Annotated in this window: 25 protein-coding genes; 4 read left to right on the forward strand and 21 right to left on the reverse strand. The window is 59.9% G+C overall.

The features are described 5' to 3' along the window. A partial coding sequence (locus AC1DMK_RS25855) for a flagellin N-terminal helical domain-containing protein (RefSeq protein ID WP_477863157.1) occupies positions 1 to 479 on the reverse strand: 479 nt, incomplete at its 3' end. Positions 480 to 870: 391 nt separating this feature from the next. Here AC1DMK_RS25855 and AC1DMK_RS25860 point away from each other — a divergent pair. Then, positions 871 to 2,832 (forward strand): O-linked N-acetylglucosamine transferase, SPINDLY family protein, encoded by a 1,962-nt coding sequence (locus tag AC1DMK_RS25860; protein ID WP_477863227.1) that lies wholly within the window; start codon positions 871 to 873, stop codon positions 2,830 to 2,832. A 75-nt stretch (positions 2,833 to 2,907) separates the two neighbouring features. Here AC1DMK_RS25860 and AC1DMK_RS25865 read toward each other — a convergent pair whose 3' ends face one another. Genes AC1DMK_RS25865 through AC1DMK_RS25875 form a run of 3 tightly spaced genes read right to left on the reverse strand, consistent with a single transcriptional unit; the run spans position 2,908 to position 6,061 of the window. Beyond that, positions 2,908 to 4,128 carry a glycosyltransferase gene (locus tag AC1DMK_RS25865; protein ID WP_477863159.1) on the reverse strand — a complete coding sequence of 407 codons (1,221 nt, stop codon included), beginning with the start codon at positions 4,126 to 4,128 and terminating at the stop codon, positions 2,908 to 2,910. Then, positions 4,125 to 5,201, reverse strand: coding sequence for a radical SAM protein (locus AC1DMK_RS25870; protein ID WP_037060902.1), 1,077 nt, complete (start codon positions 5,199 to 5,201; stop codon positions 4,125 to 4,127). Before AC1DMK_RS25870 ends, AC1DMK_RS25865 begins: the two co-directional genes overlap by 4 nt. Then, complete coding sequence (locus tag AC1DMK_RS25875; protein ID WP_477863161.1) at positions 5,198 to 6,061, reverse strand: NAD-dependent epimerase/dehydratase family protein; 864 nt, start codon at positions 6,059 to 6,061, stop codon at positions 5,198 to 5,200. Before AC1DMK_RS25875 ends, AC1DMK_RS25870 begins: the two co-directional genes overlap by 4 nt. Positions 6,062 to 6,179: 118 nt before the next feature. Here AC1DMK_RS25875 and AC1DMK_RS25880 point away from each other — a divergent pair, with 118 nt between their 5' ends. From AC1DMK_RS25880 to AC1DMK_RS25890, 3 genes are all read left to right on the forward strand, one after another. Continuing rightward, positions 6,180 to 7,412, forward strand: coding sequence for an FkbM family methyltransferase (locus AC1DMK_RS25880; protein ID WP_477863163.1), 1,233 nt, complete (start codon positions 6,180 to 6,182; stop codon positions 7,410 to 7,412). Further along, a complete protein-coding gene (locus AC1DMK_RS25885) occupies positions 7,403 to 8,506 on the forward strand; it encodes an FkbM family methyltransferase (protein ID WP_477863165.1) in 1,104 nt (367 codons plus the stop codon). The genes AC1DMK_RS25880 and AC1DMK_RS25885 overlap by 10 nt, the downstream gene beginning before the upstream one ends. Before the next feature lie 163 nt (positions 8,507 to 8,669). Further along, positions 8,670 to 9,431 (forward strand): TylF/MycF/NovP-related O-methyltransferase, encoded by a 762-nt coding sequence (locus tag AC1DMK_RS25890; protein WP_051973965.1) that lies wholly within the window; start codon positions 8,670 to 8,672, stop codon positions 9,429 to 9,431. A 131-nt stretch (positions 9,432 to 9,562) separates the two neighbouring features. Here AC1DMK_RS25890 and rfbC read toward each other — a convergent pair whose 3' ends face one another. The 17 genes from rfbC to flgF all read right to left on the reverse strand — a co-directional run bounded on the left by rfbC (position 9,563) and on the right by flgF (position 22,609). Then, positions 9,563 to 10,114, reverse strand: a complete 552-nt coding sequence (gene rfbC / locus AC1DMK_RS25895; protein ID WP_477863167.1) for a dTDP-4-dehydrorhamnose 3,5-epimerase — start codon at positions 10,112 to 10,114, stop codon at positions 9,563 to 9,565. A 64-nt stretch (positions 10,115 to 10,178) separates the two neighbouring features. Continuing rightward, positions 10,179 to 11,432, reverse strand: coding sequence for a glycosyltransferase family 2 protein (locus tag AC1DMK_RS25900; RefSeq protein ID WP_477863169.1), 1,254 nt, complete (start codon positions 11,430 to 11,432; stop codon positions 10,179 to 10,181). A gap of 87 nt (positions 11,433 to 11,519) precedes the next feature. Then, complete coding sequence (gene rfbG, locus AC1DMK_RS25905; RefSeq protein WP_477863229.1) at positions 11,520 to 12,623, reverse strand: CDP-glucose 4,6-dehydratase; 1,104 nt, start codon at positions 12,621 to 12,623, stop codon at positions 11,520 to 11,522. After that, on the reverse strand, positions 12,614 to 13,387 hold the full coding sequence (rfbF, locus tag AC1DMK_RS25910; RefSeq protein WP_037060895.1) for a glucose-1-phosphate cytidylyltransferase: 774 nt from the start codon (positions 13,385 to 13,387) through the stop codon (positions 12,614 to 12,616). The genes rfbG and rfbF overlap by 10 nt, the downstream gene beginning before the upstream one ends. Positions 13,388 to 13,659: 272 nt before the next feature. After that, positions 13,660 to 14,397: a flagellar type III secretion system pore protein FliP gene (gene fliP / locus AC1DMK_RS25915; RefSeq protein WP_477863171.1), complete on the reverse strand. Its 738-nt coding sequence runs from the start codon at positions 14,395 to 14,397 to the stop codon at positions 13,660 to 13,662. Then, on the reverse strand, positions 14,394 to 14,912 hold the full coding sequence (locus AC1DMK_RS25920; RefSeq protein WP_477863173.1) for a flagellar basal body-associated FliL family protein: 519 nt from the start codon (positions 14,910 to 14,912) through the stop codon (positions 14,394 to 14,396). The genes fliP and AC1DMK_RS25920 overlap by 4 nt, the downstream gene beginning before the upstream one ends. 11 nt (positions 14,913 to 14,923) lie before the next feature. Then, entirely contained in the window at positions 14,924 to 15,640 is a 717-nt protein-coding gene (gene flgH, locus AC1DMK_RS25925) for a flagellar basal body L-ring protein FlgH (protein WP_037060889.1), read from the reverse strand. Next, positions 15,637 to 16,182: a MotE family protein gene (locus tag AC1DMK_RS25930; protein ID WP_477863231.1), complete on the reverse strand. Its 546-nt coding sequence runs from the start codon at positions 16,180 to 16,182 to the stop codon at positions 15,637 to 15,639. The genes flgH and AC1DMK_RS25930 overlap by 4 nt, the downstream gene beginning before the upstream one ends. After that, positions 16,182 to 17,300, reverse strand: a complete 1,119-nt coding sequence (locus AC1DMK_RS25935; RefSeq protein WP_037060885.1) for a flagellar basal body P-ring protein FlgI — start codon at positions 17,298 to 17,300, stop codon at positions 16,182 to 16,184. Before AC1DMK_RS25935 ends, AC1DMK_RS25930 begins: the two co-directional genes overlap by 1 nt. After that, on the reverse strand, positions 17,297 to 17,779 hold the full coding sequence (flgA, locus tag AC1DMK_RS25940) for a flagellar basal body P-ring formation chaperone FlgA (protein ID WP_037060884.1): 483 nt from the start codon (positions 17,777 to 17,779) through the stop codon (positions 17,297 to 17,299). The genes AC1DMK_RS25935 and flgA overlap by 4 nt, the downstream gene beginning before the upstream one ends. A 17-nt stretch (positions 17,780 to 17,796) precedes the next feature. Then, on the reverse strand, positions 17,797 to 18,585 hold the full coding sequence (flgG, locus tag AC1DMK_RS25945; RefSeq protein WP_037060883.1) for a flagellar basal-body rod protein FlgG: 789 nt from the start codon (positions 18,583 to 18,585) through the stop codon (positions 17,797 to 17,799). 19 nt (positions 18,586 to 18,604) lie between these two features. Next, positions 18,605 to 18,931: a flagellar hook-basal body complex protein FliE gene (gene fliE / locus AC1DMK_RS25950; protein WP_037060977.1), complete on the reverse strand. Its 327-nt coding sequence runs from the start codon at positions 18,929 to 18,931 to the stop codon at positions 18,605 to 18,607. Continuing rightward, the gene (gene flgC / locus AC1DMK_RS25955; protein ID WP_037060881.1) at positions 18,931 to 19,347 is read right to left on the reverse strand and encodes a flagellar basal body rod protein FlgC; all 417 of its coding nucleotides are present in this window, start codon (positions 19,345 to 19,347) and stop codon (positions 18,931 to 18,933) included. The genes fliE and flgC overlap by 1 nt, the downstream gene beginning before the upstream one ends. Before the next feature lie 4 nt (positions 19,348 to 19,351). Then, entirely contained in the window at positions 19,352 to 19,744 is a 393-nt protein-coding gene (gene flgB / locus AC1DMK_RS25960; protein WP_037060880.1) for a flagellar basal body rod protein FlgB, read from the reverse strand. Between the two features lie 159 nt (positions 19,745 to 19,903). Further along, complete coding sequence (locus AC1DMK_RS25965) at positions 19,904 to 20,455, reverse strand: hypothetical protein (protein WP_037060879.1); 552 nt, start codon at positions 20,453 to 20,455, stop codon at positions 19,904 to 19,906. Positions 20,456 to 20,466: 11 nt separating this feature from the next. Then, entirely contained in the window at positions 20,467 to 21,858 is a 1,392-nt protein-coding gene (gene fliI, locus AC1DMK_RS25970; RefSeq protein WP_477863178.1) for a flagellar protein export ATPase FliI, read from the reverse strand. Between the two features lie 16 nt (positions 21,859 to 21,874). Beyond that, positions 21,875 to 22,609 carry a flagellar basal-body rod protein FlgF gene (gene flgF / locus AC1DMK_RS25975; protein ID WP_477863180.1) on the reverse strand — a complete coding sequence of 245 codons (735 nt, stop codon included), beginning with the start codon at positions 22,607 to 22,609 and terminating at the stop codon, positions 21,875 to 21,877. Positions 22,610 to 22,743: the final 134 nt, after the last annotated feature.

A 22,743-nucleotide genomic window follows, 5' to 3' on the forward strand; every position in this document is an offset into this window, starting at 1 on the left:
GTGGTGACGGAAACGCCGCCCGAGGAGTCGCGGACGAACGAGGAGACGACGCTCATCGTTGCGCCAATGCTGTTCTGTACCCAGTTCTGACCATTGAACGAGGCAGATGCAGCCACGCTCTTCAGCTGAGCCTGCAGCTGTGTGATTTCGTCCTGGATCTTGGTCTTGTCGACACCTTCTTCGGTGGCGGCAACGAGCTTAGCCTTGATCTCGGTTACAACGTCGATCGAGCTCTGAACTGCGGTGTAAGCGGTATCGACCTTGGCAGCGCCCATGCCGAGAGCGTCGGAGACAGCCGAGAGAGCGCTGGTGTCAGAACGCATCGTCGTTGCGATCGACCAGTAAGCAGCGTTGTCAGCAGCCTTGCCGACGCGCTCGCCAGACGAAACAGCGTTCTGTGTCTTCGACAGATTGCCGTTGATGTTGCGCAGCGTCTGCAGAGCGGCCATTGCGGAGTTGTTGGTATTGATGCTTGTCATGGATTCGTCCCCGAAAACTAGATACGATGGAGGACATTACCGGACTTATTTACCGGCAATGACGGTTCAGCTTCATGCTACTTGGTCGATTTATTTCAGGACCAAACCCGTCATGTCGAGGAACAATTTTGCAGCTAAGTCTTGCGAACTGATTAAAATGCAGTTGCAAATTCCTAAGCCGATACAAATGGTTAATCAATTGCAACCATTCGCGCGCAGGACTTGACGCCCGGCTGCGGCACAGGACCCTTGGATAGGCGCCTCCCGCTACAGGCAAGCTTCGCATGCAAGCGTATCCGATAGATTGCCACCAAAACGCATCGCTCGCCCATCAGCGAACGCGGTTGGGTTCCCACAGCTTGAAGATTGAACGGGGTTGACCTTGAACAGTATGGTTTCGTTTTCCGCAGCATCGAAAGACTACCAAAGCGGGCGCTACGTGAAATCGCTGGAGACGCTCAATACGCTTCTGGAGACCCAAAAGGATTCCAAAACCTACGGCCTCCTCGCCAAAACCCTGCTGCAGTTGGGGATGAAGGCGGACGCGGCCCGTGCCTTTGCCCTCGCCGGAGAGGCGGGTGGCTCCAGCGGGCTTGAGTTCACGCGCAGGGCCGCCGCGCTCCATTTTGAGTGCGGCAACGAGGAAGATGCGCTCCTTCTGGGGCTGCGCTTGATGGCGCAGGGGCACCTCGACGCAGACATCGCCCATATCCTTGCATCGATCTATCTGGAACGGGGACGCGACGACCTGCTTAGTCCCTTCCGAAAGATCCTGGCGGAAAGCGGCAACGTCGAGCATACACGCCTGGCGGTCAAACTGCTGAGGAACGATCCGAACGACCAATCACAGGCTTTCCTCGCTCGCAGTCTTTTCAAGCGATTTCCCGACGTGTTGTCGATGCGGATGCTGTTTCTCATTTTCGGTCGCGCGGTCTGCGATCTGACTGCCGTCAAGAGGCATCAGCGTCTGGTGGACGAGCTGCTCGCAAAAGGCGAGCATGACATCCTTCAGCACGATACCGAGTTTTATGTCCTGCAGTGGTGCGGCGACGAGGCGTTGAACAAGCTGGCGAAGGGCCGCCACAAGCCCATAAGCGAGGCGCATGTTGCGGAGCGCAGAAACCGGCCGCACACATGGTCGAGCAAGATTCGTGTCGGATACCTCTCAAACGACCTCTTTGACGATCACGCAACCATGAAGCTCCTGCGTCGCGTGCTCGAGCTTCATGATCGCGACCGCTTCGAGGTAACGCTGTATTGCCATACCGACGAGAGAGGCCTTGCCCGCAACAAGGCAGACAGAAGCCGTTGGGGCAACATAGTCCGGATCGTGGGAATGTCCGACGAAGAAGCGGCGACGCTTATGCGGGAGCATAACATCGATGTTCTCGTCGATCTGAAAGGTCCAACCTTTGAGACGCGTTATAGCATTCTGAACCACAGCGTCGCGCCGGTCCAAGTCTCGTGGCTGGGCTTTCCGGGCAGCGCGATCGACACAGATGTCGACTACATCATCGGCGACAACTACGTTCTGCCGGAGTCTTCCAAGCCGCATTACCATGAGAAGTTCATCCGCCTACCGGACACCTATCAGCCCAATGATCCCGTTCATCGGCCACGACCACGCCCGGTAGATCGCGCGCAGTTTGGCCTGCCCCAGGACAAATTCGTGTTCGCGTCGTTCAACGGCAGCCGCAAGATTACGCCCGCGACCGTCGACGTCTGGTGCAATATCCTGCGACGAGCTCCTGATAGCGTTCTGTGGATACTGGCGATGTCTCCCGCCGCCGAGGCGAATCTCAAGCAATATTTCACGCAGCAGGGCATCCCGACAAAACGCGTCATCTTTTGCGCGCGCGCCGACTACCAGACTCACATCGACCGGCAACAGGCTGCCGATCTTGCGCTGGACACCTGGCCGTATAACGGTCACACCACGACCTCAGAACAGCTCTGGGGCGGATTGCCGGTGCTTACGCTCAAGGGCACGAATTTCGCTTCGCGGGTGAGTGAAAGCCTGCTCAACGCGATCGGGCTGCCGGAACTCGTGGCGGCCGACGCACAGGGCTATGAAGACCTGGCCGTGGAGCTCTATGAAAACCCCGATCGCGTTACAACGCTAAAGCAGACCATCGAAGACAACAGGTTCATCAAGCCATTGTTTGATGCGGAGCGCTTCTGCCGCCACATCGAAACAGGATACGAGCTGGCCGTTGCCCGCGCCAGAGAGGGGCTCGATCCCGACCACATCGACGTGCCGGCGCGAGCGGTCCGCGATAAACAGTTTAGCTCTGAAGATACAATCGCGGAGCCGACCGATACCGGCGGCTACAAGCTCTTCGACTTTGGCTGACGACTGCGGCGGGGAGCGTTATCAAATGCTCCCCACGCGAACGCGTATCGATGCAGCAGTTCAGACAGTAGGGAATTATCGTGTCAAGGATCTGAGCGTGGCGTCCTCTGGCATGCATGCCAGGAAGTGCGCGAGGCTGCCCTTGGATGCCGCGCCGGATGACGAGAAATCAGCCGTTGCGAGCGGCCCGCCGTGCCGCGTCTGCGTCGACAGGAACCAATCGGCGGCGTTCGTGCCAAGAAATTCCGTGAAACCGACCACACGCTTCGGCTGCGACAACAGCTCTTTGTAGCAAGTCTGCAGAGCATACGCCGACGATGCCGGCCTGTGGGTTTGCGCGATGGCTGCGGCCGCTGCCCGCCCCATGGCCGTCACCTGCTCGGGATGCCGGAGCATCCAGGCAAGCTTCACGGCTGCGTCTGCCGGGTCCGTCGCGACCAACCCCGTTCGTGCGTCCTCGACAACAGCCATTTCGGCTGGATTGGCCATGACCAGCGGCGCAACACCCAGCGACATGGCCTCGATAAGGACGTTCTCCGCCGTGCCGTAGTGGTCCGGGCGCAGGAGATAGACCAGTATTCCCGCCTTCGACAACATCGACTGCGGATCCTCATGTGCGCCCTTGAACGACACGCGGGGCGGCTCGCGCATGGAGGCAGCGCGTGTCGCCGGCTCGCCGTGTGGGTCGAACTGCCCCCATATTGCAACATTGAAATCCGCATGCCCGACAGCATCGACTATCTCGAAGAAAGCAGGATGCATCTTCACAAAATCAACAGTTCCGAGATAGACGGCCTCGGAGGGATTTTGTAGGCGGCCTGCGACGCGCTCGAAGCCGAAACCGCTGTTGACCACGCCAAGCCTCGCGCGCAGGGACTGAGGGAGATTCCGCAGATTTTCTGCCTGAAGCGAGCAAGGTGAGGTGAAAAGCAGTCGATCCGGCATCTCGGCGAGACGCTCTGGAAGCAGCGGCGGAAAGAGACCGGAGATATGCGCCCACACAACCGAGCGCATGGCCGGGAGGCTCCATTCACTGAGGCATTGATAGAGGCGCGGATGGTTCCACCACTCGATCTGGACAACGTCAGCAGCCTCGATGGCTGTCTGAAGTTCGGCCGGTCCGCCTGTCATCAACGTCGCGCCGGCTGCCTCGACAAGAGCCGGGAAGCGCCGATCCCGCGGCTCTTCGAGAAGAAAGTAGGTGCGCCGGACATCCCGCGAACTGGCGGCCGCTATCGCCGCATGGGCCTTGCCGACGCCGCCACCCAGGTGCGGCGTCAGATGAAGAACGTTCATTCAGCGGCTACGGGGAACGGCATTCGCACGCCGCCGGGAGCCGGAACGTCGGGGTTGATCTTGACGAGGTTCCTGAACCTTTCGAGCAGCATCGGGCGATGCGCGTCGATGCTGTCGGGCAGGCAGTGGGTGAGCTGACCGCAATTGCCGCAGGTCTGGTTCTCGCAGCGCCGTCCTTCGAGATGCTGCAGGCGCAGGCTGTTCATCTTGTCGGAGTTCCAGATCTCCTTCATCGTCTGCGTCCGCGCATCGCCAATGATCAGCTTGCGGCCCCAATCGAGGAAGCAGGAACTGACGAGACCGTCTGCGTTCACCGAGCAGCCGTAGAAAATGTAGGGGCAGGTGTCGGTATTGCCGATTTCCTGCTGGTAGATGCCCTGGGTGATCTGCACGCCGGTATGCTTCTCGATGTCGAACTCCGGCCAGCACGGTGCGAAGTTCTCGATGAAGATGCGATCCGCATAGTCCCCGAACGTGTCGAAAAACTCCTGCTTCTGCGCCTCGGTGATCAGCTCACCGGGGATCTTGATCGAAATCTCGCAGTCGCCCTTGTTGTCGTAGAGCCACTTGACATTCTCTACGAACTTCGGGAAATCGAAGTTGAAGCCCGTGAACTTCATGTACTGTTCGACGTTCATGCCATCGACGGAGATGTTGATCTTGTCGATCCCTGCCGCGATGATCGGCGCCATGCGCTCGGGCGTTATGAACGTGCCGTTTGTGGTTGTGTCGATGTACTCGATGTAGCCGCTCTTCTTGGCGTAAGCGACCATATCGGCAAAACGCTTGTTGAGCAGCGGCTCGCCGTCTTTATAGAGGCGCAGAACCTTGATCGGGTTTTCGAACGCGGCGAGATCGTCGATGACCTTCTTGTACACCTCGTACTTCATTGCGCCCTGATAGCGTCCGGTCTCGGCGATCATGTCGCGGTGGCCGGTCGGGCAGAAGGTACATTTGAAGTTGCATGAACTTGCCGGATCCACGAACACGATAAACGGTGTCGACAGCGGGATGACCGTCTCGAGCGCCGTACGGTCTTCGAGATTGATACGCGGCTTCAACTGGGCTTTCATGAATTCGCCTCCGGCGAGCAATTGGGTAGGATAGCGTTGCAGATACCCACGACAGCGGCCGGATCGGATGGATGAATGGCGGCCGTGCCGAATTCCAACAGGTCGCGCCTGCCGTATTCGTCGGCGATCGCCTCCACCAGTTGGCGTATCGTGATCGATTTACCTGAACATATGTTGATTGCGCCAGACTGACCTGTGGCAACCACATTGGCGATCATCGCCCCAGCCTGGACAACATCGAGGAAATCGCGTCGTTGCGTTCCCGCGGAAAGCCTTGCGACCTCCCCTTTGCCCAGCCGTTCACGAACGTAGGGAACCAGACGCGCCGGATGTTCGCCCTCTCCGAAGAGATAAAACAGACGACACCAGGAGAAGTTCGTTCCCTGCTTCGTGAAGAACTGTGTCAGCATATGGTAAACGGAAAGTTTACATGCCGCGTAGAGTGTCGCGGGCGATAGTTCGGAGTCGACAGCAAGCGCCTCAGAGGGAAGCAGGTATTCAAAGCAGGTGCCGACGCCGATGAAATGGCGGACGCCCGCTGCAGCAGCGCCTCTGGCCATGCGTAACGTCCCGCTTACGCAATCGAAATTCTCCGACGCGTCCAGATATTTCCCCGGCACGACGTACCAGGCGCAATGGACAACCGCATCGACGCCGGTCAAGGCGGTCTTCCACCATTCCTCGCTTTCGGCAAAGAGGTCGGCGCTCGTCAACAACGCCTGCCGATCAACGGGTACGATCAATCGCTCTTCCGATCCCGGACGCAGCACGACCGTTACCTCATGGCCGGCATCCGCAAGCCACCTGTGAATCTGACGGCCGACGAAGCCAGTTGCGCCGGTGAGGACTACGCGGGCCATGACAAGCCCCGGGAAAGGTAGTGCATGATAACTGGCCCTAGTGAATTTGGGAGCATTTGGAACAATCCGAATCAGGGTTTTGCCGGTGTGAACCTAGCAACAGGACCGAGAGAACGGAATGGAGCAGCGGGGAGCCGCAGCGCTGGCGAGTGGGGCCAACAACGACGAGACCGCGCCTGCCCGAGACATTGGCCCGGCCTGCGACCGCCGGTTGGCAAAACGCCTGTTTCGCGACATTGCAGCAGACGTCGCAGACCGGCAGCCGCCAACGCTCAGGCAGCCGCTCGTTCTCTACGGCGGCGGCGAGCTTGGCCTGCTCGCACGCGCGCATCTCGAGGCCGTCGGCTGCGACATCGCAATGGTCGTCGATCGAAACGCGGGACAGCTCTCGTCCAACCCGGCGTGGGGCGGCCTGAACGTCGTCGCACCTGCCGACGTACCGCAGAAATTCAAGACGAACGCCCTGCTTGCCGTCAGCGTCGTCACGAGCCCCTATCGAGCACTTGAAATGGCCCTGAGGGCTGACGGTTGGGCGAATGTGGTTCCGTTCTACGACATCGCCGAATCTTTCCGCGATCGCCATCCGCTGTCGAACGGCTGGTTCGCCGCGCCATTCGGAGCCGAAGACGTTGCGGAAACGGCCTCGATGCTGGATCGATGGACGGACGATCAATCCCGCGCCCACCACCTGCAGTTCCTCGCCTGGCGCCGGTTGCGAGAGGAATGGATGTTCTCCGAAGCCCCCGTGACGACCCATGACAGGTTCTTCATACCGGAAGTCGCTCAGCGTCTGACCCGCGACGAAATCTTCCTCGATGCCGGTGCGCACCATGGCCAGGTCAGCCTGCGCTTCCTGAATGCAACCGCAAACGCATTCTCTTCGATCGTCGCAATCGAACCCGACGGCGCGAGCCGGAGCATCTATCTGGAAACGATTGCGAAATTGCCGCCAGAGATCGCAGACCGGATCACGGTATGGGATGCATTGCTCGACGCCGAAAGCCGCACGCAACCATTTCACGGAGGCCTCGGCTACGCTTCCCAGATCGCGGCGACGGGAGCGAGTTTTCGACCAACTACGACGATCGACAGCCTCCATCTTTCGCCAACCTTCATGAAGCTTCACCTCGAGGGTGCAGAGCTGCTTGCGCTGAAAGGCGCCCGGAAGACGATTTCGAGACATCGCCCGATCATCGCCGCAACCACCTATCATAACGACGACGGCATCTGGCGCACGCCCGCATGGCTGATGGAAAACCTGGAAGGCTACCGCTTCCTCATGCGCCTGCACGGATGGTGCGGCACCGGAGCGGTCGTCTATGCAATACCCGAAGAGAGACAATGCGTATGACGTTCTCCGTGGACAAACTGACGCCAGGCGTTGAGGCTGTTGAAGCCGCCTCGGCGAGTATCATTGGCCGGCCAAACGCGCGCGTCGCCATCTATGGCACAGGTTTCCTCGGTCGCTGGGCAGCAAAGTGGCTCATCGAGCAAGGAATGAACCTCGTGGCGTGCTTCGACGGCGACCCCGCAAAAGCCGGTGATGTCGTCTGCGGCGTGAAGGTTCATTTGTCCGATGACGTCGAGAGCATTCGCCCGGATCTCGTTTTCATTACGGCCCGGCATGCCGTCGGGGCGATTTCGCGCTTCCTTGCGGACCGAACAATCCCGCACGTCTCATTTGACGGATATTACGCAGCACGTCATCTTGATGCTTTCGCTGGCGTGGCCCCGCTTTTCACGGATGAGCGTTCCCAGCACGTATTGCAGTCGATACTGATGGTCATGCTCACCGGAAACCGCAGCTATTGCGAGGACATCTTCGAGAAGGACCAGTATTTTTGCCTTCCAAGGTTCTGCGGCGCCGAAAATGAGACCTATGTCGATGCGGGTGCCTATACAGGCGACAGCATCGAACGCTTCCTGTGGGCACATTATGGTGTGTTCAGGGAAATTCACGCTTTTGAACCGGGTGCCCGGCAATTCCAGGCAATGTCAAAGAGGGTCGCTCGGCTATCGGAGGAATGGGCGTTGCCACCGGAGGCAATCCATCTCAACACGGTCGGCCTTGGCGCAGGAAATGCCACCATGTCCTCGGCGACGCACAACGGACAGCTGCAGAGCCTGCAATTGGAGACGAACAGTTCGCCATCCGATGCCGGCGCCCCCCAGATTCAAATCCAGTCTCTCGACGATTACCTTAACGGCATGCGGGCGAGCTTCATAAAGGCTGATGTGGAAGGCATGGAGATGGCGCTGATCGAAGGGGCGAAAGAGACCATCGTCAAGTTCAGGCCAAAGCTCGCGATCTGCGTCTACCACTACCCATCGGATATTCATGAAATCGCGATCCGTCTCAAGGAACTGGTGCCGCAATACCAGATGGCGCTCCGGCATCACTCGCCCCAGTTTATGGAAAGCGTGCTCTACGCGTGGGCTGACTAGGAGTGGAGCACGTGTTGTTGATCGCCGGGTCCCGGCTATTCCGCACGCGGATGTCGTCGTGTTCTACCCGCACAGCCTCAGCGATTTCGAGGCAGCCGGCCCGCCCGGACAGCAGTGTGAGACATCACTGCACAGAGATTCACCMTAACGGAGTTATTCCGACATGCAGACCGATACTTTCTTCTACCCCTCCGATGGCGAGAATTCCTACTTCACCAAGCTCGCCGCCATCACGCAGAGATGGCCGCATGACGTTCGCCACTACATGGACCTCTTCCCGGTCTACGCCAGCCGCCGCTCGTTCATTCGCCAACTGGCCCACTACGAACTCTTCAAGCTCACTCAGGATCTGCCCGGGCACTACGTCGAGTTCGGCGTATATTACGGGAAGTCCTTCTTCAGCTGGCACAAGTTCCTGGAAGTCTTCACACCAACGGCGACCCACAAGAAGGTCTTCGGCTTTGACAGCTTTGCTGGGTTCCCAAGCCTTGCGGAGCAGGACGGAGACACCGATACACGCATTCAGAAGACACCGGGCGGCCTAAGTTCGGAGAGCTTCCTCGACGAGTTCATGGAACTCATGAAGCTTCACAACGAGGATGGCGTGCTGCCGACCAACCGCGGCAACATCGTCACCGGCGATATCAACCAGACCCTGCCCCGCTGGCTTGACGAAAACCCGGAAGCACGGTTCTGCCTCATCAATCTCGATGTGGACATCTACGAGCCGACGAAGCTCGTGCTCGAGCGCTGCTGGGACCGTGTCGTCCCCGGCGGCGTGATCGTTCTTGACGAATACGCCACGAGCAAGTGGCCCGGCGAAACACTGGCCTGGGACGAGTTCGCCAAGGAGCGCGGCATCAAGTCGCCGCTGCGCCGTTTCCCGTGGGCAAACGCGCCGGGAGCATATCTCATCAAGGAGTGACGCCGACGACGGGTTTACTCATCGGCTTGAGAATCAGACGCCCGGCTTTGACCGGGCGTTACCATCAACGGAGTTATTTAGGCTTCCGAAGCTCTCCAAACAGCCGCGCGGGTTGAACGCCCAGTGTCCGGTCAGGCCAATTCGACCGGTTGGAGCTCGGCGAACGACGGATGGGCGAGGTCCCTCGGAGAAACGTTCGCAGCGGGCAGCGGCCAGCCAATCGCCAGCAGCGGGTCATTGTAGCACAGGCCGCCCTCGTCATCCGGCGAATAGAACTCGGACACGAAGTACATCAGCTCCGTATCCGGCTCCAGCGTCTGGAAACCATGGGCGAAACCGTGCGGAACGTAGATCGCGTTGCGCGCCTCGGCCGTCAGTTCATAGCTTATCCAGCGACCATGGGTCGGCGAACCCGCACGGATATCGACGACGACGTCGAGCGCAGCACCGCGAACGCAACGCACGAGCTTGACCTCGGCTTTCGGCGGGCGTTGGAAATGCATGCCCCGGACGGTGCCCTTCGCTGCGCTGAATGACGTGTTTGCCTGCACCCACGTCGTTTCGAGCTCCTTGTCGGCAAACTCGCGCGCGCAGAAGGAGCGCGCGAAGAAGCCTCTTTCGTCCGTGCGCCTTTCGATCTCTACGGAAAATACGCCAGACAGGCCGAGCGGTTGTATGTTCAACTTCGAACATCCTCATGTGGGGAAAAACAGAGCACAAGACGGCGAACCAAATCGCAGCCGATAACTAGACCAGAATGGAAGCCGAGAGGTCCGATTCGCGCAGAACGAGGTTCTGCATAAAGCCGCGCTCCAGGAACTTCTGCCTCTCGGCGTCACCAGGCACCAGGACCAGCGTCTTTGCGATGTCGGCTGGCTCGTCGGTGTCCACCTTGTCAAGCACGGAGACATCCTGCGGCAAGCCGAGCTCGCGCAGCATTTGTTCGACCGGCGCTATATTGCCAATGCCGTGAAGGACCAGCTGGCTGATACCTGCAACCGCACCGGCAGTCCAGGCAAGCGCCTGCAAGGCCGCCATGCGCGGCAGTACATCCCGCAGAGGCAGGAGGTCCGGCGTTCCGGCGAGGCCATTTGCAGCCAGTCGCACGTAGATCTCGTGACCCTTCAGATAGTTCTTCTTCCCAAGCCAAAGCTTGAGGGCAATACTCATACGAACGAAGACGAACTGCTCTATCACATGCTTATAGCGACCGCCGCGATCCCCGCTCAGGGTCATCGCACCACGCTTCAATCCAGTGTGCAGGAAGTACTCCAGACCGCCGCGGTATCGATCCCATGAGGTCATGGCTTCGTCGTGGCCTGCCTGAACGCGGTCGCGAGCGATAGCGCTCTGGATGATCGAGCGATAAAATGGCTTCTTCAGGAAGGCGATATCGCCGAAATCGAGGAAATGGGCAAGATGCATGAAGGGAGAGTAGCAGAACACGCCGGGGATCGGCAGCGACCGCAACGCAGAGACCCTGAAGACTGCCGCTTCCGGGAAAATGTGTCCCTCGGTCACGAAGTCGAAAACCTCGCTGAAGCCGCGGCGGACAAAGCGCACGTCCCTCTCTAGTTCGAAGAAGAGGTGCGTGTCGCGGCCTTCGATCTCGTTGTGCTGGTACCATGGGGCATAGCAGGCGCTGACGACCGGGTTGGTTTCGAGATAGTCGACCGCTTCCCTCAGTCCATCCATTATTAGCCGATCGTCATCCCCCGCGTAGACGGCGTACCTGCCCCTGACAAGATGGAAAACGCTCATAACATTGACTTCAAGCCCGCCATTGGTTGCGCGCCTGAAGTATTTGATCGGCAAGCCGTGGCCGATGAACTCCTCGACCAGCGCAGACGTATCATCCGTAGACGCATTGTCCGAGATGACGATTTCATAGGCGAAGGGAAAATCAATATTCTCGAGATAGTACTGCAGCGCCCGGCGCAAGAATGCCGACCGGTTGTAGGTCGGAATACAGATGCTGAGCTTGATATCCTCGGTCGTCATTTGAAACTCTCCCTGAGCGATCGACCGGCTCGAGACCGCACCCGACGCTCGTCGTCTTCAGTTGATTTTCGTTGCAACCATGCCCGCCTAGCCGGCCATGGCCATGCGCGCATGGACAGAGACGAGCGCGCTCGTCGGCGCCAGCGCCTCGTAGCGCTCGATCTGGTCGAGCGTGAACCTGCGCATCTCCCGTCCGGCGCGATGTGCGGCGTACCACGCCGACGTCCACTCGATCGTCTCGCCAAGGCCCAGCCTCGGCCGCCAGCCGAGCGAGGCGGCGGCAAGCTGCGAGGTCAGCGTCAGGGTCGCGGCCTCCGGCGGGTGCGCGCCGGGAGCCATCTCCCAGCCCCTCGCCAGGCCACACGCGGTGCTGAGGGCATCGACGACGTCGGCCACGGTTGCAAAACTGTCCGGGTCGGGCCCGAAATTCATAGCCTCCGGCAACCCGCCCTGGCGCGTGGCGAGCGCCTCGGCCATCGCAAGATATCCGCTGAGCGGTTCGAGCACATGCTGCCATGGGCGCACGGCGTCGGGATAGCGCAGACTGATGTTCTTGCCGTCGCCGATGGCGCGCATGAAGTCGGGGACAAGCCTGCCCTCGGCCCAATCGCCGCCGCCGATGACGTTGCCGGCTCTGGCGGTGGCGACCAGAATGCCTTCCTTGGCCATGAAACTGTCGCGATAGCTCCTGCAGACGAGTTCGGCACAGGCCTTCGAATTGCTGTAGGGGTCCTTGCCACCAAGCGGATCGAGCTCGGAAAACGGCCGGCCCTCGCCGTGGTTCTCATATACCTTGTCCGATGTGACGACGAGCGCCGTACTTACGGTTCCCGATGCCCGAACGGCTTCAAGCAGGTTCACCGTGCCCATGACATTGGCAGCAAATGTTTCAACCGGGTCGGCATAGGAGCGACGAACCAGCGCCTGAGCCGCCATATGGATCACGACCTCGGGCCGCGCGGCCTTCAGCGCCGCCACGAGTTGATCCTTATCGCGGATATCGAGCGTTGTATGATGCTGTCCCGACCAGGGAGCGACGATCTGATGCAGCGAGCCAGGCTCGGCGGCCAGCGCCGCGCCATGGACTTCAGCGCCCATGCGCTGCAACCACAGACAGAGCCATGCACCCTTGAAGCCCGTGTGCCCAGTGATGAAGACGCGGCGTCCGGCCCAGAAATTCGTCATGCCCAGACCTTCCAGGGCGCCTTGCCCGATCGCCACAAGTCGTCAAGTTCCGTACGCTCGCGAAGCGTGTCCATGGGTCGCCAGAACCCGTCGTGGCGAAACGCGGCGAGTTGGCCGAGCCGGACGAGCTTCTCCAGGGGTCCGGTCTCGAGGACGGTGTCGTCGCCTTCGATATGATCGATAATCGAGGGCTGCAGAACCAGGAAGCCGCCGTTGATCCGCTGCCCGTCGCCGCGGACCTTCTCGGCGAAATTCGAAACGAGATCTCCCGACATTTCGAGCGCGCCGAAGCGGCCAGGGGGAAGAACGGCACAGACCGTGCCGTCCAGCCCATGGCTGCGGTGGAACTTGATTTCCGCGGTGATATCGATATCGGCGACACCGTCGCCGTAGGTGAGGCAAAAGGGTTCGTCGTCGGGCAAATACTTCCGGATGCGCTTGATACGCCCGCCGGTCAAGGTGTTGATCCCCGTGTCGATGACCGTCACGCGCCAATTCGGCGCCGAACCGCCGTGATACTCGATGCTGTTGCGGCCGAGATCGACAGTGATATCGCTATGATGAAGGGCGAGGTTTGCGAAGTATTCCTTCAGCATATAGCCCTTGTAGCCGGCGCAGATGATAAAATCGTTCAGCCCGTGATGAGCGTAGATGCTCATGATATGCCAGATGATCGGCTTGTCGCCGACTTCAACCAACGGCTTGGGGCGAACGGACGTTTCCTCGGCGAGCCTGGAACCAAGGCCGCCGGCAAGGATGACGACCTTCATATGAACCGCCGCGGCTCAGTTGGGACAAGGCGACTGTGGACTTTCGTGTCCGAAGCGGGAAACAAGGGGCATTCATGGGTCATATGGAAGATAATCCGGTAGCAGGAACGTCTCCATCTATTCCGGAAAACTCTTGTGTGAACCTTGCCTGACCGAGGGCGCCAGCACTGCATCATCACAGGTAAAAAATAGGGCTTTTYGGTGAACGGCTCGCGCTATTCTTCCTGCTGGAGAAATGCCCGGCCGAGGATCGACGAGCACGAACGCAATGGTCAGTGAAACGATCGCACCAGACTGCCGACGAGTAAATTCCAGCCGTCGATCAAGACGAAGAAGAGGATCTTGAACGGCAGGGAAATCGATGTCGGGGGCAGCATCATCATGCCCATCGCCATGGTGATCGTCGCAACGATCAGATCGATGACCAGAAAGGGAAGCACCACCAGGAACCCGATTTCGAAGCCGCGGCGGATTTCCGAAATCATGAAAGCGGGGATCAGCACGCGATAGTCGATCTTCTCGCCGGTATCGACCGTCTGGCCGCGTTCGCGCGCGAGATCGACGAAAAGGGCAAGGTCCTTCTCGCGCGTGTTGTGGTTCATGAACGTACGAAACGGCTCGGCTATTCGCTCAATTGCCTGCTGTTCGTTGATCTGGTTGACAAGCAGAGGCTGCACGCCGGTCTGCCACGCCTGATCGAAGGTTGGCTGCATGACGTAGAAGGTCATGAAAAGCGACAGCGACAGTAAGATCATGTTCGAGGGCGTCGACGAGAGGCCCATACCGCTGCGCAGGATCGAAAAAGCGATGACGAAGCGCGGAAAGCTCGTCACCATGATCAGAATGCCTGGCGCGACCGAAAGAACGGTGAGCAGGCCGAAGGTCCTGATGATCCACGCGGCCACCGAACCATCAACCGGCAAGTTCAGCAGGTTCGTCGGCAATTGCTGGGCGTGCGCCAGCTCCGGAGCCGCCACCATGGCTGCCAAAATCACGAGGAATCGAATCATTCGATGACGAAGGTCCTGAACATGATCTTCGATACGCGTCCCTGCGCTCGAAGGTCAACACGCTCCTGGATGTCATCCCTAAGATATTCGAAGCCGCGCGGGCCTTCGATCTGCTGGAGCGAAACCGTGCGGACGTAAGCCAGGATATCTTGATGAATGTCCTCAGCGAGCTTCACGTCCGGCGGGCCATTGAAAAGCAGCGCGATCTCAAGGCGAACCCAGTTCTCCGAGGGATAGGCAAGGTTCGACGTGATCGGCTCGAGCTGCACGACGTTGTTGGCTTCGGTCGAGATGCGCGGCAGGCCGGCCTCGCCGTCCTTCTTCTGCGTGGCAGCGTCCTTGGCTTCCTTAGCCTGCTCCTCCTGTGCCGCCCCTCTGATGTTGGGGGCAACCATGCCGCCGACGACCCAGCCGCCGCCGCCGCCGAGCAGCGTCAGGACCGCAAGACCGACGACGGTCATGATAGCGGCCGACTTCTTTTTCGACTGGCCTTCGGGCGCTTCTGCGTTTGCCATGGTATTCGGCCTCAGAGCGGCGAGAAGAGATCGACGGCCTGCTGGCCGCGCGGAGGCTGCTGCACTTCCATCAGGCGACCGCGACCGCCGTAGGAGATTCGCGCTTCTGCAATCTTCTCGTAGGAGATCAGGTTGTCGGCATCGACGTCCTGCGGACGCACGATACCGGCGACGTTCAGAATACGGATTTCCTGGTTGACGCGAACTTCCTGAGAGCCGCTGATCACCAGGTTGCCATTCTCGAGGATACCGGTGACGACGGCGGCGACCATGAGCTTCAGCGTTTCGGAGCGGTCGATCTTGCCCTTGCCGTCGGTGCTCGTGTCGGAACCATAGGTCAGATCGGTCTTCGACGACGGGTTCCAACCCATGACGTTGGCGTTGACGTCCCAGTTGAGACCGCTCGAGTTGGTCCGGCTGCGGCTGGTATCATTCTCGAACTTCGCCTTGTCGTTAATCTGGATATTGACGGTCAGGATATCGCCCACGTTGAGGGCGCGGGCGTCCTTGAACAGCGCGGCCTGGGAATCGCTCCAGAGCGAATAGCCCTGGGCGACCTGGCGCGGCTGCTTCGGATACATCGACATCTGCGAGGTCTGACCATAGGCAAGGCCGCTGCCGATCGGGCTCATTGCAGGGGCTCGGCCGATCTCGTTGACCGCTTGCGGCGACGCGCAGCCTGCGAGAATAGCTACGGCACCGATTGCCGCCGGGAGGAGCTTGTTCATGAGGGGTCCTTCGACGTATTGGGATCGGACGCGCTGGCGATGATGTTGGCGATGACCGCCGCCTTCTTCGGATCCATCTCGTTCAGGATCAGGCTCGATTGCGTCGGATTGAGCCGCATGACGACGGCTGCAGCAACCTCGATCCTCATTTCCTGAAGCTGCGAGGCAGCAGCGTCCGGTTTCATTTTCTTATAGATATCGGTCAGGCCCGCTTCGGCCTGCTTCAGGAAAACATCCCGACGCTTCAGCCAATCCTGATATTCGTCCTTGCGCTTCTGCATCTCGACAATGCGGGTATCGACATCGGCGCGCAGCTTCTCCAGCTCCTGCTTCTGCAGCAGGTAGCGCTGGTCGCGTGCCGGATCGGCGATATTCGTGCAGAACTGCTTGATCTCCTCCTCCGAGGTAAGCTCGCCGCCAGCGGTCGAGCGCGCCTCCTGCGCGAAGGCGCCCGGAATCGTCAACAACACGATGGCGGCAGCAGGCAGCGCCAGACGCCGTATCAGCTCAAGAACAACCACGTTCGAACCCGAGGACTTCATCATTGCAGCACAAGCTCCGCTTGCAGTGCACCGGCCGACTTGATGCCCTGGAGGATTGCGATGATACCATCCGGCTTGACGCCGATGTTATTGAGGCCAGCCACCAGCGTCTTGAGATCAGGCCCATCGAGCAGCGCCACCTTGCCGCCCGTCTTCTGGGCCGCGATATCTGTCTGCGGCTGGACGGCGGTCACGCCCCGAGAAAATGGCTCGGGCTGGATGATCTGCGGTGTTTCAGTCACCTGCACTGTCAGCGTACCGTAGCTGACGGCAACCGGCGAGACGCGCACGTCTGCGCCGATGACAATCGTTCCCGTGCGCTCGTTGACGACGACCTTTGCGGGCGTATCCGTTTCGACAGCGAGGTTCTCGATATCGGCCATGAGGCGGGTAAGGTCGGCTTCCCGAGGCTTCTGGACGATCACTTCCTGGGCATCCTTCGCCTCGGCGACGGGGCCGCCGAAGCGCCGTGAGGCATAGCCGTTGACGACGTCGGCGATACGGACGGCGGTCGAGAAATCCGGGTTGCGCAATTGCAGCACCAGATTGACGGAATCCTTGAAGCGCGAGGGCAATTCGCGTTCGATGATGGCCCCTCCCGGAACACGGCCAGCGGTGGTGACACCTTCGGTGACAGTCGAGGCCTGGCCCTGGGCGGTGAAGCCAGACACGACGACAGAACCCTGTGCGACCGCATAAATCTGGCCGTCGGCACCCGACAGAGAGGTCATCACAAGCGTGCCGCCGCGCAGCGACGTGGCATCGCCAAGCGAACTGACGCTGACATCGATGCGGCTGCCCGGGCTCGCGAAGGGCGGCAGGTTGGCCGTGACCATGACGGCGGCCGTATTCTTGGCGTTGGACTGACCGCCCTGTGTCGAAATGCCGAGATTCTGCAGCATCGCGCGCATCGACTGCTCCGTGAACGGCGAAGCACGGAACCCGTCACCGGTCCCTTGAAGGCCGACGATCAGGCCGTAGCCGATCAACTGATTGTCGCGGCCCGCCTGAAGCGAGGCGATGTCCTTGATGCGAGACGTCATGGCAGCAGGCGCGACCGACGCGAAGTTCGGAGACAGAAATGCGAGCGTAATAAAAAGGCGAAAAATTATCTTCATTTTGCGGCCACGTGTATTGTGCCGTCGGCGAGCACCGTGCCGCTGACGATGACACCGGAATCCATGTTGCGAACGCGGACGAGCTGGCCAGTCATGCCGTCTTCGAGCGGCGATCCCGCAGCCGAGATCGTCATCGGGCCTAGCGTGAACACAAGGCGGATCGAAGATCCGCGCGTCACTGTGTAAGGCTCGCGCAGCGCCGAAATCGAGATCGTACGTCCAGGCAGGAACGTCCGCTTGGATATCATTCCTTCGACCTGGCCAACTGACTTTGCATAGTCGCCCGCCAGATTGGGATTGGTTACCTCCACCTCCTGCAACTGGGCACCGGAGATGGTTTCGCCGGGATAGATGGTCGTCGTTGGGACCACTGCATAGCCCATTCCGGCAGCGACCGCCGGTGGCGAGACAATGCTGGTGACGACGATCGCGGCGGCGGCTGCCCATCCGCGGATGTTTCTAACCCGGCAAAACATCATGTTTCGGCTCTTCCCTGTTACTTCAGGTTCTTGCTGACGATGGAGGCCATTTCGTCGGCGGTGGTGATGACCTTGGAGTTCATTTCGTAGGCGCGCTGGGCCGATATCAGCTCGGTGATTTCCTTCACCGGATCGACGTTCGACGATTCCAGGTAGCTCTGCTTGAGGTAACCGAAGCCCTCTTCGTCGGGCGTGCCGACGACCGGCTGACCAGAAGCCGGCGTTTCGGAAAAGAGGTTGTCGCCGAGAGGCTGGAGGCCAGCTTCGTTGACGAAATCGGCGATCTGCAACTGGCCGAGGACCGAGGGAACCGATGCGCCCGGAAGCTTTGCCGAGACTTCACCCGAACGGCTGATGGTCAACTGCGTCGAGCCCTGCGGAATCGTGATGTTCGGGGCGACGGTATAGCCGTCAACCGTCACGATCTGGCCAGTCTCGTTTTTGTTGAAAGCACCTGCGCGCGTGTAAAGCGTCGTGCCGTCCGGAGCCTGGATCTGAAAGAAGCCGCGGCCGACCAGCGCGACATCGAGATCGTTGCCGGTCTGCGCGAGTTCGCCCTGGATGTGCAGGTTGCGGACAGCCGACGTCTGCACGCCGAGGCCGATGTTGGCACCTTCCGGAACTATGGCCTGGTTGGCCCGGTTGGAGACGCCTTTGGCACGTTCTGTCTGATAAAGCAGGTCCGTGAATTCAGCGCGGGCGCGCTTGAAGCCGGTCGTGTTGATGTTCGCGATATTGTTCGCGATGACTTCAAGATTGGTCTGCTGGGCATCCATACCCGTGGCAGCAATGGCAAGCGCTCTCATGGCTTCGTCCTTAAATCAACTACATCTGCATCTTTGTGACTTCGAGAAAGGCCGAGACGACCTTGTCGCGAAGGGCGATTGCTGTCTGAAGTGTCTGTTGGGCTTGCATAACGGCATCGACGACTTCACGCGTCGTTGCGGTCCCCTTGATACCGGCGAAGGACATGTTTTCGGCATTCTTCAGGGTGTTGACCGCACCGTTTGCAACGTTGCCGAGAACGGATGCGAAGCTTCCATCGCTCACCGCGCTTTGCGCAGACGACGATGCAGCGGACTTACCGAGATCGACGCCGGCGAGGTCGCGCGTTATCGACAGGGAGCTGATATTGTTTACATTGCTAATCATCATTGGCTCTTCAGTAGATCGATCGTCGACGAGATCAGGTCGCGGGATTGCTTGATGGTCTGCAGATTGGCGTCGTAGGAGCGGTTTGCTTCCCGCATATCGGCCATCTCGACCAGCATGTTGACGTTCGGCAGCTTGACGACACCTTTCGCGTCCGCAGCGGGATTGCTCGGATCGTATTCGGTCGTGAATTTCGACTCGTCGACGCCGAGCTTCTTGACGTTGACCGTCGTTACGCCGTTGGCGCGGTCGACCGCCTCGCCGAAGGTGATCGTCTTGCGGCGATACGGATCGGCGCCCGGCGTATCCCCGGTCGAGCGGGCGTTGGCGATGTTTTCCGAAACGATGCGAAGACGCGTCGATTGCGCCTCGAGACCGGAACCTGCGATTTTAAGGGCGGCTGACAAGGGATCCATAATCTTAGCTCTTCACCGTCATAAGCATCATTCGATTGAAGGAGCCGACGAGCGATGTGTTCAGCTCGTACTGGCGCTTGATTTCGCCGGATTTGGAAAGCTCCTCTGCAAGACCGACCGTGTTGCCGGATTCCTGCGTACCGATCTCCTGATCAAGCGCGGCGTCCTTGACGTCGATGTCGCTTTTGGTGCTCAGATCGTTGCCGCTCAGGTGCGCCGGGTCGGTCCGCGCCATCGTCACGTCCGATTTATCGAGGACGGACTGGAAGGGCGTAATGTCCTTGGCGCGAAATTTCGGCGTGTTCGCGTTCGCGATGTTGCCGGCAACAACCTCCTGACGGATCGTCAGCCATTCCGCCTGCCGCGAGGCCAAGTCGAATAGTTGAATCGGTTGCATAGGAACTCTCCGTTTTTACTGACCTGAACCTACGACGGTAATCTTGCGTCAGACTTACGGATTATGCGGGCTCGAAATGCCGGCGTTCAGAACCTTCGACGAATGCAAGAAGGCTCCCCCGTTGCCGGAGGAGCCTTCAAAAGATTCGGAACGTCAATCCTAGTCGCGCTGGTAGATGTCGCCCTTCGAGGTGACGATAACCCATTTGCCGTCGCGTTCTTCCAGTGTTGCCAGGCGGCTTTCGTCCGGCAGGATCGAGCCGACGCGGACAACGTACATCCCTGAGGTATCCTCGATCAGCGCTCTGCCGTTTGCCACATGCAGAAGGCGGAAGCCGGAATTGCCAGGGAACGGCTGGTCCTCGGCCGGCATCCCCTTGTCGTCCTCCTTGCCGATGCTGGTGACGGTGGCCGTCGTCAGTGGATCCACCGGCACGTCAGGCTTGTCGGGCTGATTCTTGTTCGCCATCGCCAGCGGCGAGACACTGAAAACGTTGCGCGCCGGCCAATCCGGCAGATCGCGCGTACGTTCGCCCTGCGCGACGTTGATGCCGAACTTGTCCTCGTTGAAGAAGACGTACCACGGAAAAACCGCGGATGCGCCGGCCAGCAGCAGGCCGGCCACGGTCAGCGCGCGATCGTGAAAGGCGGTTCGCCGGCGGCCCTCCGGCTTCAGCGGAGCGATCTTCTCGTCATCGTCGAAATCGGTCACGTGTCGCCTCTCTATCGTCGAATGCCCGGCTGGTTGCCGATTCCAGCAGCAGCCTTCAGCGCGCCAGCTAGGTCGGCGAAGGCATCTTGCGAATCGGCATCGCCGGGCGACTGTTTCAAAACATCGTAAATAATCGGTACCTGCTTGACCGCCATGTCCAGATCCGGATCAGCGCCCTGGCGATAGCCGCCGATGAGCCGCAGATCCCGCGTCTCTTCGAACCGATGGACCAGCGTCTTCAGACGCGAGACCAGCTTTTCCTGGTCCGGCGTCCAGGCCTTGCGCGCCAGGCGCGATATCGAGGCCAGAGGATCGATCGGCGGATAGCGCCCTTCCTCGGCGAGGCTGCGCTGCAGCACGATGTGGCCATCGAGAATACCGCGGGTCGAGTCGGCGATCGGATCGTTGTGGTTGTCGCCATCGACGAGGATGGRGATGATCGCCGTGATCGTTCCCGTACCTTCCGGACCTGGTCCGGCTCGCTCCAGCAGGCGCGGCAGCTCCGTGAATACGGAAGCCGGATAGCCGCGTGCAATGGGCGGCTCGCCCGAGGCAGTGGCGACTTCGCGGATTGCGTGAGCGAAGCGGGTAACGCTGTCGACAATCAGAAGGACGTTCTCGCCCTGATCCCGGAAATACTCGGCGATCGTTACGGCCGTCAACGGCGCCATCTTGCGCAGCATCGGGCTTTCGTCGCTGGTTGCGACAACCGCGATCGACTTCTTCATGTTAGCGCCAAGCGTATCTTCGATGAATTCGCGCACTTCGCGGCCACGTTCGCCAACCAGCGCAATCACCACCTTGTCGAAGGCATCGGCGCGCGCGAGCATCGACAGCAGCGTGGACTTGCCGACGCCCGAACCGGCGAAAATGCCAAGACGCTGCCCAAGGCAGAGCGGCGAGAAGATGTCGATCGCCCTTACGCCTGTCTTGAAACCCTTTTCCACGCGCTGGCGCGTCATCGATGGCGGCGCGGTGTTGGAAATCGAGCGCCGGTCCAGCCCCTCACCAATCGGGCCGAGGCCATCGATAGGCTCGCACAGCGAATTGACCGTGCGGCCGCACCAACTGGCGGACGGAGAAATCCGGAAGGCACCCTTGCGGATGACCGTGTCATGTATGCCGATCGGCTCGCCCGGTTCGATCGGGCAGACATAAGTCAGCTCCGGCTCCACCCTGACGACTTCGCCGAGGTGGACGCCGGTCGGCGATTTGTGGGCGACGAACTCGCCCAGGCGCACATGGCGCGACAAGCCGGTGACGGTGTAGTGCCCCGCCGCAATCGTCTGCACATGGCCGCCGGGAGCGACGAGAAAAGCTGGATTGGCGTATCGATCTGTCAGGCCCGCAAGGTGCGCAAGCTTGGGCGAAAGAACACCTTCGGTGAGGGGTGCGTTGGGCATGCTTCAGACCTTCCGGTTAGCGGCTGCCACCGAGTGTCTTGATTGCCTCACCGAAGGAAGCCTCGCTGTCCTTGGAGAGCGAAGCCATGCTTTCGAAGGCCCGGTTGACTTCGATCAGCTGCGTGATTTCGCGCATAGCATTGACGTTGGAGTTTTCCAGGTAACCCTGCTGGACGCCGACGTTGAAGCGGTCGGTGATGGCGCGCGGTGTTTCGGTGGTCATGATGCCGCTGTTTTCGTAGCGCAGGTAACCCTTGCTGATATCTGCTTCGAAGAGGCCAAGCGAACCAGCTTGCTTGCCGTCCTGATAGATCAATCCGTCTGAGCCTACCTTGGGCTCTCCGCCGGCCTTGTTGAGCTGGATAGGCGCGCCGCCTGCATCGAGGACCGGATAGCCGCGCACCGACACGAGCTCGCCCGAATCCTTAAGCGTAAAGCGGCCGTCCTTGGTCAGAATTTTTCCGGCAGGTGTGTCGAGCGAAAACCATGCATCGCCCTTGATCGCAAAATCGAGCATGTTGCCGGTGTGCTCGAGTTCGCCGTTGTCGCCGGACAGGTAATCGTTGCCCTGCGAGACATACGCGATCTTGGCATTGATCTTGTTACCTGTCTCACTCAGCATCTGGTTGAATTTCACCTCCGTACCGCGGAAGCCGGTCGTGTTCACGTTCGCCATGTTGTCGGCGATAGTGTCGAGGCGTCGTTCAAGCGCCATCTGGGACGACAACGAAACATAAAGACCGGATTGCATCGAGGTAAGCTCCTGGCATTGGCGATGAACGGTACGAAACCCGTGCGTTTGCAGTCGGTTCGACCACGGGTCCGCTGAGGCGGCATCTCAGAAACGGGCACGGATGCCCATTCGTCGCCTGCAACCTGACAGCA

Source organism: Rhizobium sp. 05L419, from assembly GCF_056397845.1.

Bases quoted from the DNA above. Each gene is read 5' to 3' on its own strand.
- flgA (WP_037060884.1), bottom strand. From the start codon at position 17,779: ATGATGTTTTGCCGGGTTAGAAACATCCGCGGATGGGCAGCCGCCGCC.
- fliP (WP_477863171.1), bottom strand. From the start codon at position 14,397: ATGATTCGATTCCTCGTGATTTTGGCAGCCATGGTGGCGGCTCCGGAG.
- AC1DMK_RS25920 (WP_477863173.1), bottom strand. From the start codon at position 14,912: ATGGCAAACGCAGAAGCGCCCGAAGGCCAGTCGAAAAAGAAGTCGGCC.
- flgB (WP_037060880.1), bottom strand. From the start codon at position 19,744: ATGCAACCGATTCAACTATTCGACTTGGCCTCGCGGCAGGCGGAATGG.
- AC1DMK_RS25880 (WP_477863163.1), top strand. From the start codon at position 6,180: ATGGAGCAGCGGGGAGCCGCAGCGCTGGCGAGTGGGGCCAACAACGAC.
- AC1DMK_RS25930 (WP_477863231.1), bottom strand. From the start codon at position 16,182: ATGAAGTCCTCGGGTTCGAACGTGGTTGTTCTTGAGCTGATACGGCGT.
- AC1DMK_RS25900 (WP_477863169.1), bottom strand. From the start codon at position 11,432: ATGACGACCGAGGATATCAAGCTCAGCATCTGTATTCCGACCTACAAC.
- flgF (WP_477863180.1), bottom strand. From the start codon at position 22,609: ATGCAATCCGGTCTTTATGTTTCGTTGTCGTCCCAGATGGCGCTTGAA.
- AC1DMK_RS25860 (WP_477863227.1), top strand. From the start codon at position 871: ATGGTTTCGTTTTCCGCAGCATCGAAAGACTACCAAAGCGGGCGCTAC.
- AC1DMK_RS25875 (WP_477863161.1), bottom strand. From the start codon at position 6,061: ATGGCCCGCGTAGTCCTCACCGGCGCAACTGGCTTCGTCGGCCGTCAG.
- flgC (WP_037060881.1), bottom strand. From the start codon at position 19,347: ATGGATCCCTTGTCAGCCGCCCTTAAAATCGCAGGTTCCGGTCTCGAG.
- flgH (WP_037060889.1), bottom strand. From the start codon at position 15,640: ATGAACAAGCTCCTCCCGGCGGCAATCGGTGCCGTAGCTATTCTCGCA.
- AC1DMK_RS25885 (WP_477863165.1), top strand. From the start codon at position 7,403: ATGCGTATGACGTTCTCCGTGGACAAACTGACGCCAGGCGTTGAGGCT.
- rfbF (WP_037060895.1), bottom strand. From the start codon at position 13,387: ATGAAGGTCGTCATCCTTGCCGGCGGCCTTGGTTCCAGGCTCGCCGAG.
- fliE (WP_037060977.1), bottom strand. From the start codon at position 18,931: ATGATTAGCAATGTAAACAATATCAGCTCCCTGTCGATAACGCGCGAC.
- AC1DMK_RS25890 (WP_051973965.1), top strand. From the start codon at position 8,670: ATGCAGACCGATACTTTCTTCTACCCCTCCGATGGCGAGAATTCCTAC.
- AC1DMK_RS25865 (WP_477863159.1), bottom strand. From the start codon at position 4,128: ATGAACGTTCTTCATCTGACGCCGCACCTGGGTGGCGGCGTCGGCAAG.
- flgG (WP_037060883.1), bottom strand. From the start codon at position 18,585: ATGAGAGCGCTTGCCATTGCTGCCACGGGTATGGATGCCCAGCAGACC.
- AC1DMK_RS25870 (WP_037060902.1), bottom strand. From the start codon at position 5,201: ATGAAAGCCCAGTTGAAGCCGCGTATCAATCTCGAAGACCGTACGGCG.
- AC1DMK_RS25935 (WP_037060885.1), bottom strand. From the start codon at position 17,300: ATGAAGATAATTTTTCGCCTTTTTATTACGCTCGCATTTCTGTCTCCG.